Raw genomic sequence first — 18028 nt, 5'->3', positions numbered from 1 at the left:
TGTCATAGCCGCCGGGCCATGCGCCGCAGTGCGCCCTTCGTTGCTCCAGCGACAGAATCCTCTAACCGTCAATCTCTAAGGCGTTGTGCAGCCTCGGTCGTCGGCGTACTCGAACCGGGATGCTCTGCTTTGCCCGGCCTACGAGGGCAGGGGTTAGAAGACCGACGCACAGCGAAATGCAAGGGCGAGGGTGCCTCCGGTGCCCACGAACTCAGTTGTCGTTGTTGGCGAGCGGCGTTCGTCGGCAACGGGACGCTCATCACCGTCACCGCTGCCACAACCGAAGAGCAGCGACGTAACCCCACCGTAAACAGCATCGCGCGGAAAAAGATCGGCGCCGGGCTAGCGCGATCGCTTTCGGAAGGTGCCAGCCGAGGCTTCACCAAGCGAGCCGTCGCCCGCACTTTCGTATCCGCCCCGCGATCTCGTCTTGGGGTCAGCGCACGCAGAGACGCGAGGGTTGACTCGCGCGCGCTGAAAGAAAAGGAAGTGGCATCAAATCATCGCGTCATTGCACGGTCTTCACCGTGTCTCGCAAATGAACAAGGAGGGAAAGAGATGGCTGCAAGAATGTGGGTAGCTAGGACAATGGACGGGCAAGAAGTCTCCGCCGAGACGATCGGTTCTCTCCAAGAGCCTCCGCCGTTGAGATGTGTGTCTTGCAGCGCGCCCGTCAGTTACGTTCCGCAGCACGCACGCGAGAGTCGGGGCAAAGCCTACGCGGTCAAGGCTTATTTCCGCTTGTTTCCGAAGGGGGTGCATAACGAGCGCTGCATGTTCGATGTCCACGAGCAACTAAAAGTCATTGCGCGTCGTTCGTTTGGTCTCGTGCAGGCCATCGCACGAGGACAATATCGTTTTCGGCTGCTTGCGATTGATGATATACGCGACGTGGACACGGATTCAAAGCGTCCGAGAATATCTCCGAATGGCGATATGGCAGGACACGGCAGTGCGTTGTTTTCAAGCGACCCTCGCCATCTTCTGTCTGCCTACATTAACGCGGCGAAGCGAGTTATTGAACTTCGAAGTTTGTGTGCGAGCGATTCCGATCTGAGTGAGCGTCTCCAGTTCGTCTTCAATGGGATGTCAGTAACCTGGGAAGACTTCTATTACGACGAAGCGCGGTTCCTCGCAGCCTATCGTTGGCTCGGTAAGACTGCAACTTCTTTTCCGGTCACGCTTGTGGGTACGGTGTCCAACATAGAGTCCATTGAAAGACATGGTCGATCTTTGTATGCCTTGCATATGAAGCCGTCAGCAGCACAGCCATATTTTCGTGACTCAACGGTGGGAGAACTCGCGCGCGCTACGGCATGGACCAGTCAAGCTGAATGGTTGCATCCGCTCAAGCGAAACGACACCGTGCTCGTTTTCGGCCATTGGCGGCATGCGACAGCCAATACAGTTACGACCCTTGCACGCAATGGCGATAACATCTTTCGCAAGTACGTGGAGCGGCAGTTGTCAATCTGGCTACATGTTAAGTCTCAGATATCGCGGATAGATGGGTAGTGGGCGATGGGGTCGCCATAGGTATTATCGTTACGTGGCGTCTGTTGAATAACGATTGTTCCGGATCTAGCGCGCGCATCCTTGCCATCGAAGGCCCGGTATGTTGCTCACTGCAGTCGGGCTCACGCGAATCGGAGCGGCAGCCTTACCGTTGCGCACCCGTCCTAGCAATAGCGCTTGAAAAGATTGTGATTGGACTTGGGTGAACACAAAGCTGGTCGTGGCGTCCGCGCGGACGTATCCTCAGTCGCTGCTCCTTTTCGTTGGGGGCTGCAAGTCATAGCACGCGTGCGTCCGGCAGCACTCAGGCTCCGCAGGCCCTCGCGGAAGCAGCGTCCCAGAGCCGCAGGCGCATTAATAAAACCGATTCGCGGTGCACGCTGTTAGAGAAGAGCGGAGAGCGCGCGCCGGCCGCAGCGTTAAACGCTGACAGCAACGGCGCTTGTCCGCGTCGTTGCTTGTATTAGTTTCTCGTGGCGCATCAGTGATGTCATTGCGCGTGCAATTCCATCGTGAAAGGGGAAGCGAGGCGCAGGGGTCACGGTACGGAGTTAATCTGTGTTGAACCTAGGCCTCTTGCTAGTCTTGAGAAATCCAATCCTCACCCCAAGAAAATGACCGGATATGCCAGTGTATTCTTCCGCGATCGACACCAATGGTTCCGGAATAGAGATGAGATTGAAGCAGCGAGTAAGTCAAGTGACTTGCTGCGTCGAATTCGATTTCGGCGCCTCCTGAACTGCGGGTCCACCTGTTCACAACCGTCCTCCCTATCGGAACTTCGAAGCACACGTCGTTCTTTCAACGTGACGGTGACGCGGTGGAGGCCGCGTCATGCCAATCAGAGAGAGTAGCGCGCGCGCTTGCAAGAGCCCAACGCTCATACGCTGATTGCTCTCAAGCATTTGCTTCGCGCATGAATTCACTAACGTTTGAAAGAGCGCCGAGACGAGCACCTTCGGAGAATTCTCGGTTCGCAGGCGTCTAGAGTAGCGCAGGGCCATCGATCCCGCCGGCATTAGCCGCGTTCGATTATTTCCTACGCGCGGCCGATTTCAGGGAAAATGCCGCATGCGTCGTCCGACGAAACATGCCGCAGATCCAGGATTCAGTCACCAAGGATGCAGTTGAACTCCCAATACGCCAGCGCAGGCTCAGCCCCATTGATAAGCGTATCCCTCGTTGTGTACCGCCCGCATCGGCAACTCCTCGTACGCACGCTGCATACGCTCGATACCGCGCTGCATCGCCTGTCGCTTGCCGATCAAAGCGCCTCTGCACCACTGTATTTAATAAACAACGGCACAGACGATGGATTCGACCTATCCGCGTTCGCCCGGGAAGCTGCGCGCCAGACTCACGTGATCGAAGGCCAAGGCAACGTAGGCTACGGCCGAGGCCACAACCTCGCCATCGAACGCGCATCGAGCCGTTACCACTTGATCCTGAACCCCGACATCGAACTCGACGCCGACGCGCTCACGCACGCGCTGACTTTCATGGACGCGCACCCGGAAGTCGGTCTGCTCTCGCCGCAGATCATCGAAGACGACGGCAGCCGGCAATACCTCTGCCGCCGCTACCCGACAGTGTTCGACCTCTTCATTCGCGGCTTCCTTCCACGGAGCATGAGAAAGCCATTCAAAGCGCGACTCGCGCGATACGAAATGCGCGACGTGATCGGAGACAAGGACATCGTCTGGGACCCGCCCATCGTCAGCGGCTGCTTCATGCTGTTTCGCACCGAAGTGCTGAAGAAACTCGGCGGTTTCGATCCGCGCTACTTCCTCTATTTCGAAGACTACGACCTGAGCCTGCGCACGCACGACGTCGCGCGCGTGGCGTACGTGCCGTCCGTGCGCGTGCTGCATCATGGCGGCGACGCGGCGGGCAAGGGCTGGACGCACATCAAGCTCTTCATGGCGTCGGCGTACAAGTTCTTCAGCCGCTTCGGCTGGAAATGGCTATGACCGGGCGCATCGCCGTCACGGGCGCCAACGGCTTCGTCGGCCGCGCGGTCACGCGGGCCTTGCTCGACGCGGCCAGAGAACCGCTCGGCATTGTTCGTCAGAGCGCGGGGCCGCATACCGTTCAAATAGAATCGCTCGATGCCATCACGCCCGCCGTCTTCGAAGGCTGCGATGCGGTGATTCACCTCGCCGCGCGCGTGCACGTCATGCGCGACGCCGCCGCCGATCCGCTCGCCGCGTTCCGCGCGGTCAATGTCGACGGGGCGCTTCAGACCGCCGACGCCGCCCGTCGCGCCGGCGCGACGCGCTTCGTCTTCGTGAGCAGCATCAAGGCGCTGGCGGAGTTCGACCACGGCGAGCCGCTGAAGGAAACCGACGAGCGCCGTCCGCCGGACGCGTATGGCGTCTCCAAAGCGGAAGCCGAAGTCAGGCTTCAGGAGTTCGGCGCGCGCACCGGGCTCGAAATCGTGATCGCGCGTCCGCCGCTCGTCTACGGGCCCGAGGTGCGCGCCAACTTCCTGGCGCTGATGCGGGCCATCGCGAAGGGCATGCCGCTGCCCATCGGCGCGGTGACGGCGCAACGAAGCCTCGTCTATGTCGATAACCTGGCGAGCGCGCTCGTCGAATGCGCGACGAATCCCCGCGCGGCCGGCCAGATCTTCCACGTAACCGACGGCGAGGATCCCGGCGTCGCCGAACTCGCGCGCCGGCTCGGGCACCATCTGAAGCGTCCGGCGCGTCTTCTGCCCGTGCCGGTCGGGCTGTTGCAAGCGGCGGGGCGGCTCACCGGCAAAACCGCGCAGGTCGAGCGGCTCACCGGCAGCTTGCGTGTCGATTCGGCGCATATCCGCGATGTGCTAGGCTGGCGCCCCTCGTACTCGCTGGAGGCGGGTCTCGCAGCCACCGCCGCGTGGTTTCTCCAGCAACGTGCGGCAGAAGGACGCTAATTCCCGCCGGGTCGCGGCGAGTTAACGTCCGGTAACAACCGATAAGTGGCGGTAACACGCGGGTCAGCGCGGAACCGGCATCATCGGCTTAGCTAAAAAAACGTACACAAGGCCAATCGGGAAATGAGTGCCTCGCTGTTTCCTTTCCTCGTGCATTCGCCGTGGACAGCAGCCGTATGGGTTGCGGCTGCGTCGCTCGGAGTCTGCGCGTCGATCCTTTTCGCGCTGCTGCGCACCGGTCTCGCGTGGCGGCTCGCCACCGATATCCCGAACGATCGTTCGCTGCACACCCGCCCGACGCCGCGTGTCGGCGGCTGGGGCATCGTGCCGGTCGCCGTCATCGCGATGCTGCTGCTCACGCCGTCGATGTGGCTCGCCGCAGTGCTCGCCGCCGCGCTCGCCGCCGTGTCGCAGATCGACGATCGCCGCGGCCTGCCTGCGCGCGTGCGGTTCGGGGCGCACGTCGCCGCCGTGGCATTGCTGATCGCGCTGAACCCCGCTCCGGTGCCGTGGTGGGCGCTGGTCGCGGTCGGCTTCCTGATGGTCTGGCTCGTCAATCTTTACAACTTCATGGACGGTTCGGACGGGCTCGCAGGCGGCATGGCGCTCATCGGTTTCGGCGGCTACGCGGTCGCGGCGCTGTCCGGGCCCGTACCGCAGATCGATCTGGGCGTCGCCAGCGCGGCCATCGCGGGCGCGGCAGCGGGATTTCTGCTCTTCAACTTCCATCCGGCACGAATATTTCTAGGCGATTCAGGGTCGATTCCTCTAGGATTCTTCGCAGGAGCACTCGGTTATTGGGGCTGGCTGAAAGGCACGTGGCCGGTGTGGTTTCCGGCGCTCGTGTTTGCGCCATTCATCGGCGATGCATCGGTCACGCTGCTGCGGCGGCTCGCGCGCGGCGAGCAGTTCTGGCAGGCGCATCGCGAGCATTACTATCAGCGCATGGTGCGGCTCGGCGTCGGCCACGCCCGCACCGCGCTCGCGTGGTACGCGCTGATGCTGGCGGGCGTCGTTCTGGCCAACCTGGCGCTCGCGTTTGCGCCGGTGGCGCAGTGGGTCGCGGTCGCGGCCTGGGCTATCGTTCTGGTGGTGGCGGGACTCGCAGTCGATACATGCTGGCGGCGCCACGCGGCGCTGGCCTCCGAACACTCTCGAGGTAGTCGCGGATGATTCGATTCAAAGCTTCATGGCTTTCCGCAGGCGCCTTCACGTTCGACCTTTGCGCGGTCGCAGGCACCTGGCTTGCCGCTTACCTGATCCGCTTCAACGGCACGGTGCCGCATGACTTCCGGCACGGCGCGCTGGTCGCGCTGACCTGGGTGCTGCCCGTGTACGGCGTCATGTTCCGCGTCTTCGGGCTGTATCGCGGCATGTGGGTGTTCGCGAGCCTGCCCGATCTCATGCGCATTTCGAAGTCGGTGGTGGTCGGCGCGCTCGTCGTAATGATCGGCGCTGTCATGGCGCAGCCCACGCCCGTCATTCCGCGCTCGGTGCTGATCGTCGCGCCGCTGCTATTGTTCCTCGCGATGGGCGGCGCGCGGGCGCTGTATCGCGCGGGCAAGGAGTTCTATCTGTACGGCGGCCTCGTCGGGCAGGGCAAGCCGGTGATCGTGCTGGGCGCGGGCACGGCGGGCGCGATGCTGGCGCGCGAACTCGCGCGGTCGTCGGAATGGCGTCTCGTCGGCCTGCTCGACGACGATCCCGCCAAGCAAGGCCGCGAAGTGCTCGGCCACAAGGTGCTCGGGTCGTTCAGCGACTTGTCGAAGGTCGCGGAGCAGTACAAGACCGACTACGCGATCATCGCGATTCCGTCTTCCTCCGTCGACGAGCAGCGGCGCGTCGCGACGCTTTGCGTGCGCGCGGGCGTCAAGGTGATGGTGCTGCCCGCGCTCAACCAGTTGACGCAAGGCGAGGGCGGTTTCCTCTCGCGCGTGCGCCAGATCGACCTCGAAGACCTGCTCGGCCGCGAGCCGGTGAAGATCGACATGCCGCACGTCGAGCAACTGTTGCACGGGCGCGTCGTGATGGTGACGGGCGCGGGCGGTTCAATCGGTTCGGAGCTGTGCCGGCAGATTCTGCGTTTCTCGCCGGCGCAACTCGTCGCGTATGACTTGAGCGAATACGCGATGTACCGCCTGATCGAAGAGTTGCACGAGAAGTTTCCGGACTTCTCCGTGGTGCCGGTGGTCGGCGACGCGAAAGACTCGCTGCTGCTCGATCAGACGATGGCGCGGTTCACGCCGCACATCGTCTTCCATGCGGCGGCCTACAAGCACGTCCCGCTGATGGAAGAGCAGAACGCATGGCAGGCCGTGCGCAACAACGTGCTCGGCACGCTGCGCGTCGCGCGCTCGGCGATACGCCATGACGTGCGGCACTTCGTGCTCATTTCCACCGACAAGGCCGTCAACCCGACCAACGTGATGGGCGCGAGCAAGCGCCTCGCCGAGATGACGTGTCAGGCGTTGCAGCAGACCGCGCCGCGCACGCAGTTCGAGACCGTGCGCTTCGGCAACGTGCTCGGCAGCGCGGGCAGCGTGATCCCGAAGTTCCAGCAGCAGATTGCGAAGGGCGGCCCGGTGACGGTTACGCATCCGGAGATCACGCGCTTCTTCATGACGATTCCCGAAGCCGCGCAGCTCGTCTTGCAGGCGTCGAGCATGGGGCGCGGCGGCGAGATCTTCATTCTCGACATGGGGCAGCCGGTGCGCATCGTCGATCTGGCGCGCGACCTGATTCGCCTCTATGGCTATAGCGAAGAGCAGATTCGCATCGTGTTCACGGGCTTGCGTCCGGGCGAGAAGCTCTACGAAGAACTGCTCGCCGACGACGAAACCACCACGCGCACGCCGCATCCGAAACTGCGCATCGCGCAGGCGCGAGGCGTGCCGGACGGATTCATCGACGAACTGTTGCCGTGGCTCATGCAGCATCGCGTGCTGTCGGACGACGAAGTGCGCCGCGATCTGCGCAGATGGGTGCCGGAGTATCAGACGGCCGCCGCGCCGGTGCTGCAAAGCGTGCAGGTGACGAAGGCGAAGGCGGCGAACCGATCGTTCGACGGCTAGAACTGCTAGGACCGCTAGATCCGCGCCTCGCTCTCCTGAAACGCCGGCAGGCGCGCATACAGTTCCGCGACCCAGTCGATGAACACGCGCACGCGCCGCGGCTGATGCCGGTTCGCCGCATACAGCACCGACACGACGCGCGGTTGCGCCGGATAGTCCGCGAGCACGCGACGCAACGCGCCGCTTTTCAGATGCGGATCGAGCGTATAGCTCGAACTCTGGATCAGCCCGAGCCCCGACAGACCGCACGCGACGTACGAATCGGCGTCGTTGACGGCGATCTTGTACTTGAGCGCGACGGCGCGGGTTTCGCCGTCCACGAGAAACTCCCAGTTGCGCACACGTCCGGAGTTGTTGAGCACATAGCCCACGGCCAGATGCCGGTCCAGGTCGTCGAGCGTCTGCGGCTCGCCGTATCGTTCGATATAACCCGGCGACGCGCACGTGATCTGCGTATAAGCGCCGATGCGCTTCGCTACCAGCCCGACATCGCCGATCGCGCCCACGCGCACGACGCAGTCGACGGCTTCTTCGACCAGATCCACCTGCCGGTCCGTGAGCACCAGTTCGATGCCGATATCGGGATACGCCGCGAAGAATTCCGGCAGCGCGGGAATGATGGTGTTCTTCGCCATCACTTGCGGCAGACTCACCTTGACGTTGCCCTTGGGACTCAGCTTCGAACGCGAGAGCGACGCCTCCATGTCGTCGACTTCGCCGAGCACGCGCACGCATCGCTCGTAATAGGCTTCGCCGTCTTCGGTGATGCTGATGCTGCGCGTCGTGCGATTGAGCAGCCGCGCGCCGAGATGCGCTTCGAGCGCCTGCAGCGTTCGCGACACGCTCGCGGGCGGCAGGCGAAGCGCGTCGGCGGCTTTCGAAAAGCTGCCCGCCTCGACCACGCGCGCGAACACTTTCATTGCAAGGAAGCGGTCCATCCCGAGATCCCGAATCGTGAATATGAGCCTGTAATCAACCGAGGATCATACTTGGGATCGTTTCCCGCGCGCGAAGAAGGGATGCTCGGGCGCCGCAGCCGCGTCAGAGGCCGAGCCCCTTGCACAGCCACCACGAGTAATGCTCGATCAGCCGCTGAAACGGCGCGTGATGTCCGTAAGCGATGGACGACACCGCGAGCAGGCCGACGCCCGCCACGACGGCGCGCGGCATCTTGCGCGGCTGCTCGAACACGCGCACGAGCAGCATCGTCGCGATGGCCGCGCCGAGCAGCCAGCCCACGACGACTTCACTCGGCGTATGCGCGTCCTGAATGATGCGGCTCGCGCCGATTAACGCCGCGAGGCCGAGGCCGCCCGCCGCGCCCAGCCGATACCACCAGCCGCCGAGGCTGCCCGCGAGCAGTCCGCCCGCGACCGTGTAAATGGAGGCGGCGAGCATGGTGTGCCCGCTGATCATGCGGAAATTGACCGCCGCCAGTTCCAGCCCGCAGCCCGCATACAGAATCTTCGAGAGTCCGACGAGGCCCATGCCGATGCCGAGCAGCACGGCCCAGCGCAGCGCAAGGCGCATGTCCACCGAGCGCAGCCAGAGCGCGCAGACCAACGCGAGCGGCAGTAAAAGCGCCGCATCCCCGAGATTCGAGAAAATCCACAGTACCCGTTCTTGCATACGTATCCGTCTTAGGTATCCGTCGATGTGACGATGTTGTTATGAACTGTCCGCCTGCTTTCTGCGGCCGGCGAGCCGATATTCGGTCGGCGAAATCGAAAGCCGCTTGCGGAAAATCTTCGCGAGGCCGTCGCCGCTGCCCGCGCCACAGCGCCGCGCGATCTTGTCTACCGGCAAGTCCGTCGCCGCGAGCAGCATGCAGCTTGCATCCAGACGCGCGCGCAACAAGTATTCCGACGGCGTGAGCCCGATCTGCGCCTTGAAGCGCCGCAGGAAATTGCGTTCGCTCATGGCCGCGACGCGCGCCGCATCCGTGATGGAAATCGGCTTCACGTAGTTCTCGCGGATCCAGCGAGCGGCCGCGTCGATCTTCTGGCGCACGCCGACGCTGTCGCTGTCGTCGAGCACCATGGCGAGCTTCTGCCACGCGCCCGGAATGGACCGCTCCGAAACTTCGCGCGCCACGGCCGCGCCGTAATCGCGCTTGACCATCGAGAGCGCCGCGGCGATCGGGCCTTTCGGATCGTCGAGCGTGAGCGTCTGCTCGGCGATGCACAGCGCATTCGATAACGCCGGCGACAGCGCCGACGACAATGCCTGCGCGCCCGGCTCTTCGTTGAAATCGAGCGACCGGTTCTGCAGCGTCAAATTCGCCGCCGCGAGAATATGCGCGCCTTCGCCGATGGCCTTGATGAACGGGATCTTCGGCGCGACGCGGCCCAGCTGCTTTCTCAGGAGCGCGTCCTGCCGAGCCAGCCGCGCGCCCGCGCCGCCTGCGATGAAAAGCGCATCGCATTCGTTCATCCAGCGCGCTTCGATGCTTTCGGTCCAGATGCGCATGGAGCAGCTGCTTGCAATGCTGCCCCCCACGCTTGACACGAACTGCAGCGAATAGTTCGGCGTGCGCTGCGGGAAAGCGTGCGGCTCCCCACGTTCGACGCCGGCAGAAGGCAGGCGCACTTCATTCGCGAGCGAGAAGACCTCGGAGATCGAACTGACTTCGACGAGCGAGAAGTCCTCGAAGATCAGAATGCCGATCCGCTTTGCCGTGTCGGCGGACGGCGCATGACGTTCGGGCGAGCGCACCGCTTCGAGCCTGCCCGTACCACTGGCGTACATCATCGACTTTCTCCCTTTTTCCCTTTCATCCCCTTTGTTCGCGAAAGAACGTCGAAAGCGGGAAAAGTAAGCACACATGCGACGCACTATACGCGGCAGCGAACAGTCGCCGCGTCGCCAGTCTGAAAATGACGATGTGTTGGCAGATGATTTCGATATCGGGCGAATAAGCTGATGCCACTCGTGTCGTCTGATGAAATCGGGCGATTGCGACTCTACGAAGAGGCGGCCGCATGCTCACACGGCGGCGCGCTGCCTCGTACAACAATTCAACAGGTGAGCCGATGCTAAAAGTGCGCAAGGCGGTATTTCCGGTGGCGGGCCTCGGCACGCGATTCCTTCCCGCAACCAAGGCGAGCCCGAAGGAAATGCTTCCGGTGGTGGACAAGCCACTGATTCAATACGCGGTCGAAGAAGCGATGGCCGCGGGTATCACCGAGATGATCTTCGTGACCGGGCGCAGCAAGCGCGCGATCGAAGATCACTTCGACAAGTCGTACGAAATCGAAGCCGAGCTCGAAGCGCGCGGCAAGGAAAAGCTGCTCGAACTCGTGCGCGGCATTTTGCCGAGCCATGTGACCTGCATGTACGTGCGTCAGGCCGAAGCGCTCGGTCTGGGTCACGCGGTGCTGTGCGCGGAGAAGCTCGTCGGCGACGAGCCGTTCGCCGTGGTGCTGGCGGACGACCTGCTCGACGGCCAGCCGCCCGTGCTCGCGCAGATGGTCGAGGTGTTCGACCACTATCATTCGTCGGTGATCGGCGTCGAGGAGATCGACCGCAAGGATTCGCGCTCGTACGGCGTGATCGAAGGCAAGCCGTGGGACGACGGCCTCTTCAAGCTCTCGCGCGTGGTGGAGAAGCCGGACCCGGAAGTCGCGCCGTCGAACTTCGGCGTGGTCGGCCGCTATGTGCTGATGCCGCGCATCTTCGAATTCCTGCGTTCGCAGAAGCCCGGCGCAGGCGGCGAAATTCAGTTGACCGATGGAATCGAGACGCTGCTTTCGCAAGAGCAAGTGCTGGCGTACCGGTATCGCGGCAAGCGCTTCGATTGCGGCAGCAAGCTCGGCTATCTGAAGGCGACGGTCGAATTCGCGCTGCGCCACCCCGAAGTGTGCGACGAATTCTCGGAGTACCTGCGCTCGCAGTTCGCACCGGCGCCGGCGCCGGTGATCGAGCCGGCGGTCGAGCAGATCGACCTCGAATCCGGTGATGCCGAAGACGAGCTTCCGGTCGATGCCTAAGTAGTGTTGAATACGCTTCGAGGCGCTGATCGCGCCTCGAAGCGGTTATGCAGTTGCCGCGCAGTTGCCCCACGCAGTTACCGCACGAAGTTACCGGAAATACGCCTTCGTGTTCTCATGCACGTCCTCGCGTGCCAGCAGTTCATCCGCGAGTAGCCACTCGTAGCCGCTATGCTGATCGAACCGTCCGATCGGCACCGAACCACTCAAGCTCATTGCGTAAGCCAGCACGATGTAATGCGTGCCGAACCCCGGCGTGCCCGCGAAATTGTCGTCGTAGCGATGCTCGAAGACGCCATAGAATCGCGCGGACGATCGCTCCGCGCTCGCCACACCCAGTTCGTTATGCACGATGCGCCTGAAGGCCGCATCGAGCGATTCGTCCTTCCCGATCCGTCCGCCCGGAACGAACCACGTATCCTGCGCGGGCCGGTTACGCCGCTGTCCGACGAGCACGCGCCGGTTGCCATCCGTCACGATCAGATCGATCGAAACGAGCGGCGCGAGCCGTACCACCGTCATGAAATCCGCTTCGCTCAACATCGCCATTGCGTTGGTCATTTGCTTTAATCGTTATGAATGTTGTTGCCGGTCCCCGCTGAACCGTCTCAGCCCGGCGCGAACAGTGTAGCGTGAGGGTGCATGCGGCAGGCCGCCGCAGCACTGGTATTAAACGACTAAAGATCGCTTAGTCGTGCCATCGACTTATTGGCCGACATAGCCCACCGGTTTCGTGACGTTCGCGCGCATGACATCGGCGTTGGTCGAGACCACGTAGACCGGCGCTTCGGTCAGCTTGAGCGCCACGCGGCCGTCGCTATACGGCATCGTCGATGCGTTGCCCATCATGTCGAACACCGTCACCGTTCCGGACTTGCCCGGCGCATCCACGGCGAGGCTGTAGTTCACCGCACGCGTCGCGTCGAAGCCGTTCGCGCCGGGCCACGAGGTGTTGCTGTGCGACCAGAGCGCCGTGACCACCTTGCCGCCATCGAGCCGCTGGAACGCATACGCATAGACGCCCTTGGGCGTTCCGTTGAGATAGCCGAGCGTCGTCGTGCCGTCGATGATGCGCGTCATCGCGGCCACGGCCATGGCGGCCGGTTTCGGGCTGATGAGCTTCTGGCCATAGCCGCCTTGCGCGTTGACGAGATCGAAGAACACGCCGTAGCCCACCTCGGGCGGATCGGCCGCATAGAAGACAAAGCTCACATCCGCGCCTTCGCCGAGCAGCATCAGATGCGTGCGCGCGAGCACCGCGCCTTGCGCGTACAGCACGTTCCAGTTCGGCGTGTTCGGCCCGTACTTGCTGCCGATGTCGTAGCTCACGCCCGTTTCCGTGACGAACAGCTTCGCGCCTGGCTTCACGACCTCGCTCATCGTGCGGCGCAATTCGCGCATGGCCGCGGGCATGGCTTTGGCGGCCGTTGTCGGGTTCGCATCGAAGCGTTCAGGCGGATGCGACGGCGACGTGCCCACGTCGTAATAGCCATGCGCGCTCACGCCATCCAGATACTTGCCGATGCCGAGCGGCGCAAGACGCCTGAGCCACGCCGCGTTCGACGCGAGGTTCGAAAGCGTGAGTCCCATCACGACCGCGTTCGGATCGCCCGCGTGAATGGCTTCGTGCGTGGCCTTGTACATCGCGACGAGATTCGCATCGGAGTCGCGCCACGGCAGGCCGCCTTCATAATCCGGCTCCCACGTCACCTGATAATAGTTGTGCGCCTGTCGGGGGAACCAGCGCTTCTGCACCGCGTTCGATTCTTCGCCGACGCGCTTCATATAGTCGCGGTAGGCATCGAGCGATGCGGGCGCGTAGCTGTGCGTGGTCGTCTTGGTCGGGCTCGCCCAGGCGGGAATGCCGTCGAGTTGAATCAGGCGCAACAGATCGCCGGGCTTGAAGAAGGGCGCGAGATTGTCCTTGGATGCGTCGAACGTGTTCGGCCCTTTCTCCTCCGTCATATACCAGTTGCGGTTGTCGTTGACCCACGCGAGGCCGAGATCCGGATACAGCGGGCGATAGCCGTCGCCGGAGCAGCATCCTTCGCCCGGCTTCAGATACGCCGCGCCCTGGCCGCCGAATCGATGCTCGTCCGGCCGCGCGAACGTCACGGCGGGCAGCGCCGACGCCACGTCCGGCAACACGCCGAACGTGGCGATTCCAGCGGGCCGCGTCCCGCGCGTCGGCAACGCCTGCTTGCCCGATTCGAGCGACGCGCTCACCGCGAAGTAGCCCGACGCGCGAGACCTGCACGTGAGCGTGACCGTCGCGGCTCGCGCATCGACGGCGAAGCGGCCGCTTGCCTTCACCGTGTTCCATGCGTCGCGGATCTGCCAGTTCACCGTGTCGTCGGATGGGGCGCGCGTGGTGATCGCAATGCGCAGCGGCGCATCGAGCGGGAACATGCGGGTGCCGTCGCTGCCGGGCGTATCGGCTTCGATGATGGCGGCATTCGCGCTCGTGGCGGCAGCCGCGCTGACCGGCGATGCAGGCGCCTCGCAGCGGAACGCGGGCGTGTCGGACGCGGTGCGTTGCACGGCGGCGGCGGGCAGCTCGCGTGGCGGGGCTTCGTCGGAGGTCGCACTGTCGCAGCCAGTGATCGTCAAAAGGGCGGCGCTCGCTATCGCCAGGCGACGCATACGCGGATATCGGTTCATAGTACGAACGTTCGGGTAATGGACGCGGCAAGCGCGATGTCGGCCCAACGATGGCGCGCGCGCGCAAGGGCGACCGTGCGCGCACGCACGCGCGGATGCCCTTCGTCGGATGAATGCGTCACGGGAAGAAACGCTTGTTCGCTCCGTTGCCGCGCGACATATCAGAAGTGAAACAGGACGGTCCGCAAAGTCGTTAATGCGCGTGGCGAAAAAGTCGGAAAAGCTGACCGACGATTTCTCATGCGATGTCCGCCTTCAAGTCCCTTTCGGGCGAGTCCATCCGTCGGACAAACTCGCCGGTTTCACCCGACGATTACATGCAAACCATGAGGCGCGGTGCCTAATTCAGTTTCCGTGCGCCGCCGCAAACAACTAGCAAATGGCGGAAATGTCCGAAGCGCGAAGCCCCGCGTGTGCGGTGCGTTCAGGGCTTCCGGCGTCGTTTGCGCCGCGTCATCGGCGCTTATTTGAAACCGTCGATTATGTTGTTTAATAATTAATCCGCCGGTATTTTAACGAGTGATCGCTTTTCGTTTCAGGTGAGATTATTAAAGCGAAGTGGAATTAATCGACTCTTCGAAAGTGCATTAACTGCCTTGCGCGGAAATTGCATTAGGCGCGGAACAGCTTCGCCCGGTATGAACCAGGAATTGCCGATTAGCTCTGTACATCGACTGCTTACCTTCTCGCTCGATGTTTCACGGATGAATCAGTTTCGCCGTCCAACGGACACGCCGCAATTAGCCCGGGAGCCGCTCAGGGCCGACCGGCGAGGGTTTGCGGGCGGGTCGGTGTTCCATCGCACAGAACGCTATTTACAGCGCAACGAAGAATCGTGTAACCGTTTGTATGATGAATCGGCAAATCTTTTCCGATTCGCTTTGATAAGCGCGGTCATCCGGATTCCAAAGGGGTTATCAATGTGCGCTCACCCTCATAACCGGACAGGTTTTGTGGTTCAGGCGCGAAAATCAGCCCACAAATAATCTCTGTCTGCTTATTATTCACACCAGCGGACCGATTCCGCCAACGTCTCGTTCCCATCGGTCACGGCAACCCGGCGAAGTTCGGGAAACGCCTTGATGCAACGCAATGGCCGAGTAACTCTTCCGCACCCTGGAAACAAAGCTGCAGAGGATGACCATGCCTTACGCCACACTCGAACCCGCTGTGATGGGTTGGACGCCTCCCTCGACGCGACCGTCGCAGGTCGAGGTCAAACGCATCGCGATTTTGCTGTTCGACGGATTCTCGCTTTTGGGCGCGGGAATCGTCGCTGAAGTGTTTCACATGGCCAACGAACTGTCGTCGTTGAAGACGCGCGCCGAATGCACCTATGACGTGCGATTCCTGTCCGTCGAAGGCGGCAACGTCGCATGCGCCTCGTCGGTACGCGTCTGGACCGACGGGCTGGACGCGCGCCACTACGGCGGCTTCGACGCGCTCTTCGTCGCGGGCGGCCGCGGCGCCGAAGAAGCGGCGAAGGACGAGCGCATCGTCGAATGGGTGCGCCGCATGAATTCGAAGACCACGGTCGTGAAGGCGATCTCCGAAGGCCGCAAGGTGCTCGAAGCAGCAGGCATCGGCGGCGCGGGCGATGCTCAGGCGCGCTACGGCAACGCGATGATCCAGCTGCGCGACGACGCGTCCGCCGACGGCGGCGACCGCTACGAGTCGATGAAGGGCGCGCTCATGCTCGTGAAGCGCGATCTCGGTCTCGACGTATCGCGCAGTGTCGCCGAACGCCTGATGCCGGGCTCGGCTGCGAAGCTCGTGTCGATTCTCGGCGACAGCGGCGCGGCATCCGCGGGCGACAAGATTCGCGCGGCGGCGCGCTGGCTCCAGGACAACTGCGAGCGGCCCATTTCCGTGGTCGATGCCGCGCAGGTCGCCGCGATGAGCGAGCGCAACTTCCTGCGCCGCTTCAAGATCGAGATGGGCATCACGCCATCGGACTATTTGCTTCAGGCACGCCTCGCCGTCACCTGCGCGCTGCTCACCGACTCGGAACTGCCGGTGGACAAGATCGCGCGGCGCAGCGGCATGGGCAACGGCGACCGGCTCGCCAAGATTTTCCGCAAGCGTCTTCTGATCTCGCCCACCGAATACCGGATGCAGAGCCGGCGCGAAGCCAACGGCTAAAGCGCGGCACGGCATGGCAGGAGACAGAAGGTCGAAGGTACAAGAATGCGCGCCGCACTGTGTGTGATAGCGGACAGGGGTGGCGCAAAGCGTCGAACATTTGGCCGGACCATCTTGGTCCGCGGGCCAATCATTCTCGGGCGGCCAGTGGCACACAGCGCCGCGCACACGAACATGCAGGCAGGAGTCCTACGATGAGTAATGAGGCACGCACGGAAGGTGAGGTGATGGTAGGTAGGAGCGGTGAGGAGGCAGGCTCGGTCATGACGGCCGAGCCTTGCCGCCGGATCGTGCCGGTCATTCTCGCCGGCGGCTCGGGCACGCGCCTGTGGCCGATGTCCCGTGAGCAGTTTCCGAAGCAGTTGATCGGCATTGTCGGCCGCGACTCGCTTCTGCAAGCGACCGTTTCGCGCATGAAAGGCTTCAAGGGCGGCTTCGATGTCAGCGCCGAGCCGATCATCGTATGCGGCGAAGAGCATCGCTTCACGACGGAAGAGCAGACGCGCGAAAGCGGCGTGACGGCGCAGATCATCGTCGAGCCCGCGCGCCGCGATACGGCGCCCGCGCTCACGCTCGCCGCGCTCGCCGCATGCAAGGACGGCCGCGACGCGATCATGGTGGCGATGCCCGCCGATCACTCCATCGCGGACATCCCCGCGCTGCATCGCGCGATCGAGATCGCGGCGGGCTACGCGGAGCGCGGCATGATCGCGACGCTCGGCATTCCGCCGACGCGCCCCGACACCGGCTTCGGCTATATCCGTCTCGGCGACGCGCTCGAAGACGGCGCGCATCAGATCCAGCGTTTCGTCGAGAAGCCGGCCGCCGAAGTGGCCGCGCAATACGTCGCGGCGGGCACGTACTGGTGGAACAGCGGCATTTTCGTGGTGCGCGCGAGCGTGTGGCTGGCGGCGCTGCAAGCGCTCAACGCCGACATGCACGCGGCCTGTTGCGCGGCCCTGAGCGAAGGCAAGGCCGACGGCAAGTTCTTCCGTCCGAACGCGGGCGAGTTCGGCCGCGCGCCGTCCGATTCGATCGACTACGCAGTGATGGAGCACATCGGCACCGCGAACGCGCCGTTCGAAGGCGTGGTCGTGCCGCTCGTCGCGGGCTGGTCGGACCTCGGCTCGTGGGACGCCGTGTGGGACGCGATGGACAAGGACGACTCGGGCAACGTGGCGAGCGGCCGCGTGGTGTTCGAAGGCGCGACCTCCAGCTATGCGCGCTCGGAAGGCGGACGTCTCGTCGCTTGCGTGGGCACGACCAACATCATCGTCGTGGAAACGGATGACGCCGTGCTCGTCGCGGACCGTTCGCGCGTGCAGGACATCAAGGGCCTCGTCGCCCGCATCCGCGAGCAGCATGCGCCCGAAGCGGACACGCATCGCAAGGTGCGCCGCCCGTGGGGTTTCTACGATTCCATCGAGCATGGCGACCGCTTCCAGGTGAAGCGCATCGTCGTGGCGCCGGGCGCGCGCCTGTCGCTGCAGATGCATCACCATCGCGCGGAGCACTGGATCGTCGTGTGCGGTACGGCGCTCGTCACGCGCGGCGAAGAAGAGTTCCTCCTGAGCGAGAACGAATCCACGTTCATTCCGCTCGGCGTGCGGCATCGTCTGGAGAACCCGGGAAAGGTGCCGCTCGAAATCATCGAAGTGCAGTCGGGCAGCTATCTCGGCGAGGACGACATCGTGCGTTTCGACGACAAGTACGGCCGCAACTGAGTAGCGCTT

The 18028-nt window shown here is 63.3% G+C and carries 13 protein-coding genes; 8 read left to right on the top strand and 5 right to left on the bottom strand.

What is annotated here, in order from left to right; translation table 11 throughout:
- Positions 1 to 774: 774 nt before the first annotated feature.
- The 5 genes from LDZ24_RS10345 to LDZ24_RS10325 all read left to right on the top strand — a co-directional run bounded on the left by LDZ24_RS10345 (position 775) and on the right by LDZ24_RS10325 (position 7503).
- The gene (locus tag LDZ24_RS10345; protein WP_248320373.1) at positions 775 to 1515 is read left to right on the top strand and encodes a hypothetical protein; all 741 of its coding nucleotides are present in this window, start codon (positions 775 to 777) and stop codon (positions 1513 to 1515) included.
- Between the two features lie 1121 nt (positions 1516 to 2636).
- A complete protein-coding gene (locus LDZ24_RS10340) occupies positions 2637 to 3485 on the top strand; it encodes a glycosyltransferase family 2 protein (RefSeq protein WP_248320372.1) in 849 nt (282 codons plus the stop codon).
- Positions 3482 to 4432: an SDR family oxidoreductase gene (locus LDZ24_RS10335; protein ID WP_248320371.1), complete on the top strand. Its 951-nt coding sequence runs from the start codon at positions 3482 to 3484 to the stop codon at positions 4430 to 4432. The genes LDZ24_RS10340 and LDZ24_RS10335 overlap by 4 nt, the downstream gene beginning before the upstream one ends.
- A gap of 123 nt (positions 4433 to 4555) precedes the next feature.
- Entirely contained in the window at positions 4556 to 5605 is a 1050-nt protein-coding gene (locus tag LDZ24_RS10330; RefSeq protein WP_248320370.1) for a glycosyltransferase family 4 protein, read from the top strand.
- A complete protein-coding gene (locus LDZ24_RS10325) occupies positions 5602 to 7503 on the top strand; it encodes a nucleoside-diphosphate sugar epimerase/dehydratase (protein ID WP_248320369.1) in 1902 nt (633 codons plus the stop codon). The genes LDZ24_RS10330 and LDZ24_RS10325 overlap by 4 nt, the downstream gene beginning before the upstream one ends.
- Positions 7504 to 7517: 14 nt before the next feature.
- Here the strand turns inward: LDZ24_RS10325 and LDZ24_RS10320 are convergent, their stop codons facing one another.
- The 3 genes from LDZ24_RS10320 to LDZ24_RS10310 all read right to left on the bottom strand — a co-directional run bounded on the left by LDZ24_RS10320 (position 7518) and on the right by LDZ24_RS10310 (position 10254).
- The gene (locus tag LDZ24_RS10320; protein WP_248320368.1) at positions 7518 to 8441 is read right to left on the bottom strand and encodes a LysR family transcriptional regulator; all 924 of its coding nucleotides are present in this window, start codon (positions 8439 to 8441) and stop codon (positions 7518 to 7520) included.
- A 103-nt stretch (positions 8442 to 8544) separates the two neighbouring features.
- On the bottom strand, positions 8545 to 9132 hold the full coding sequence (locus LDZ24_RS10315; RefSeq protein WP_248320367.1) for a phosphatase PAP2 family protein: 588 nt from the start codon (positions 9130 to 9132) through the stop codon (positions 8545 to 8547).
- 39 nt (positions 9133 to 9171) lie between these two features.
- Entirely contained in the window at positions 9172 to 10254 is a 1083-nt protein-coding gene (locus LDZ24_RS10310) for a GlxA family transcriptional regulator (RefSeq protein ID WP_248320366.1), read from the bottom strand.
- Between the two features lie 281 nt (positions 10255 to 10535).
- Here LDZ24_RS10310 and galU point away from each other — a divergent pair, with 281 nt between their 5' ends.
- Entirely contained in the window at positions 10536 to 11492 is a 957-nt protein-coding gene (gene galU, locus LDZ24_RS10305) for a UTP--glucose-1-phosphate uridylyltransferase GalU (protein ID WP_248320365.1), read from the top strand.
- A 90-nt stretch (positions 11493 to 11582) separates the two neighbouring features.
- Here galU and LDZ24_RS10300 read toward each other — a convergent pair whose 3' ends face one another.
- Both LDZ24_RS10300 and LDZ24_RS10295 read right to left on the bottom strand, forming a co-directional pair.
- Entirely contained in the window at positions 11583 to 12035 is a 453-nt protein-coding gene (locus tag LDZ24_RS10300) for a GDP-mannose mannosyl hydrolase (RefSeq protein WP_248322336.1), read from the bottom strand.
- Between the two features lie 162 nt (positions 12036 to 12197).
- A complete protein-coding gene (locus tag LDZ24_RS10295; protein ID WP_371747417.1) occupies positions 12198 to 14135 on the bottom strand; it encodes a hypothetical protein in 1938 nt (645 codons plus the stop codon).
- A gap of 1161 nt (positions 14136 to 15296) precedes the next feature.
- On the opposite strand from LDZ24_RS10295, the gene LDZ24_RS10290 reads away from it, so the two are divergent.
- Positions 15297 to 16295, top strand: coding sequence for a GlxA family transcriptional regulator (locus tag LDZ24_RS10290; RefSeq protein ID WP_175944737.1), 999 nt, complete (start codon positions 15297 to 15299; stop codon positions 16293 to 16295).
- 263 nt (positions 16296 to 16558) lie between these two features.
- Positions 16559 to 18019 carry a mannose-1-phosphate guanylyltransferase/mannose-6-phosphate isomerase gene (locus LDZ24_RS10285; protein WP_241269796.1) on the top strand — a complete coding sequence of 487 codons (1461 nt, stop codon included), beginning with the start codon at positions 16559 to 16561 and terminating at the stop codon, positions 18017 to 18019.
- Positions 18020 to 18028 lie beyond the last annotated feature (9 nt).

This window comes from Caballeronia sp. Sq4a (genome assembly GCF_023170545.1).
GTDB lineage: Bacteria > Pseudomonadota > Gammaproteobacteria > Burkholderiales > Burkholderiaceae > Caballeronia.
The sequence above is the reverse complement of the archived record's forward strand: the minus strand, read 5'-3'. Positions and strand labels throughout refer to the sequence as shown.

Coding starts and splice junctions, on each gene's coding strand:
- LDZ24_RS10345 (WP_248320373.1), top strand. CDS start 775: ATGTTCGATGTCCACGAGCAACTAAAAGTCATTGCGCGTCGTTCGTTT.
- LDZ24_RS10340 (WP_248320372.1), top strand. CDS start 2,637: ATGCAGTTGAACTCCCAATACGCCAGCGCAGGCTCAGCCCCATTGATA.
- LDZ24_RS10335 (WP_248320371.1), top strand. CDS start 3,482: ATGACCGGGCGCATCGCCGTCACGGGCGCCAACGGCTTCGTCGGCCGC.
- LDZ24_RS10330 (WP_248320370.1), top strand. CDS start 4,556: ATGAGTGCCTCGCTGTTTCCTTTCCTCGTGCATTCGCCGTGGACAGCA.
- LDZ24_RS10325 (WP_248320369.1), top strand. CDS start 5,602: ATGATTCGATTCAAAGCTTCATGGCTTTCCGCAGGCGCCTTCACGTTC.
- LDZ24_RS10320 (WP_248320368.1), bottom strand. CDS start 8,441: ATGGACCGCTTCCTTGCAATGAAAGTGTTCGCGCGCGTGGTCGAGGCG.
- LDZ24_RS10315 (WP_248320367.1), bottom strand. CDS start 9,132: ATGCAAGAACGGGTACTGTGGATTTTCTCGAATCTCGGGGATGCGGCG.
- LDZ24_RS10310 (WP_248320366.1), bottom strand. CDS start 10,254: ATGATGTACGCCAGTGGTACGGGCAGGCTCGAAGCGGTGCGCTCGCCC.
- galU (WP_248320365.1), top strand. CDS start 10,536: ATGCTAAAAGTGCGCAAGGCGGTATTTCCGGTGGCGGGCCTCGGCACG.
- LDZ24_RS10300 (WP_248322336.1), bottom strand. CDS start 12,035: ATGTTGAGCGAAGCGGATTTCATGACGGTGGTACGGCTCGCGCCGCTC.
- LDZ24_RS10295 (WP_371747417.1), bottom strand. CDS start 14,135: ATGCGTCGCCTGGCGATAGCGAGCGCCGCCCTTTTGACGATCACTGGC.
- LDZ24_RS10290 (WP_175944737.1), top strand. CDS start 15,297: ATGCCTTACGCCACACTCGAACCCGCTGTGATGGGTTGGACGCCTCCC.
- LDZ24_RS10285 (WP_241269796.1), top strand. CDS start 16,559: ATGACGGCCGAGCCTTGCCGCCGGATCGTGCCGGTCATTCTCGCCGGC.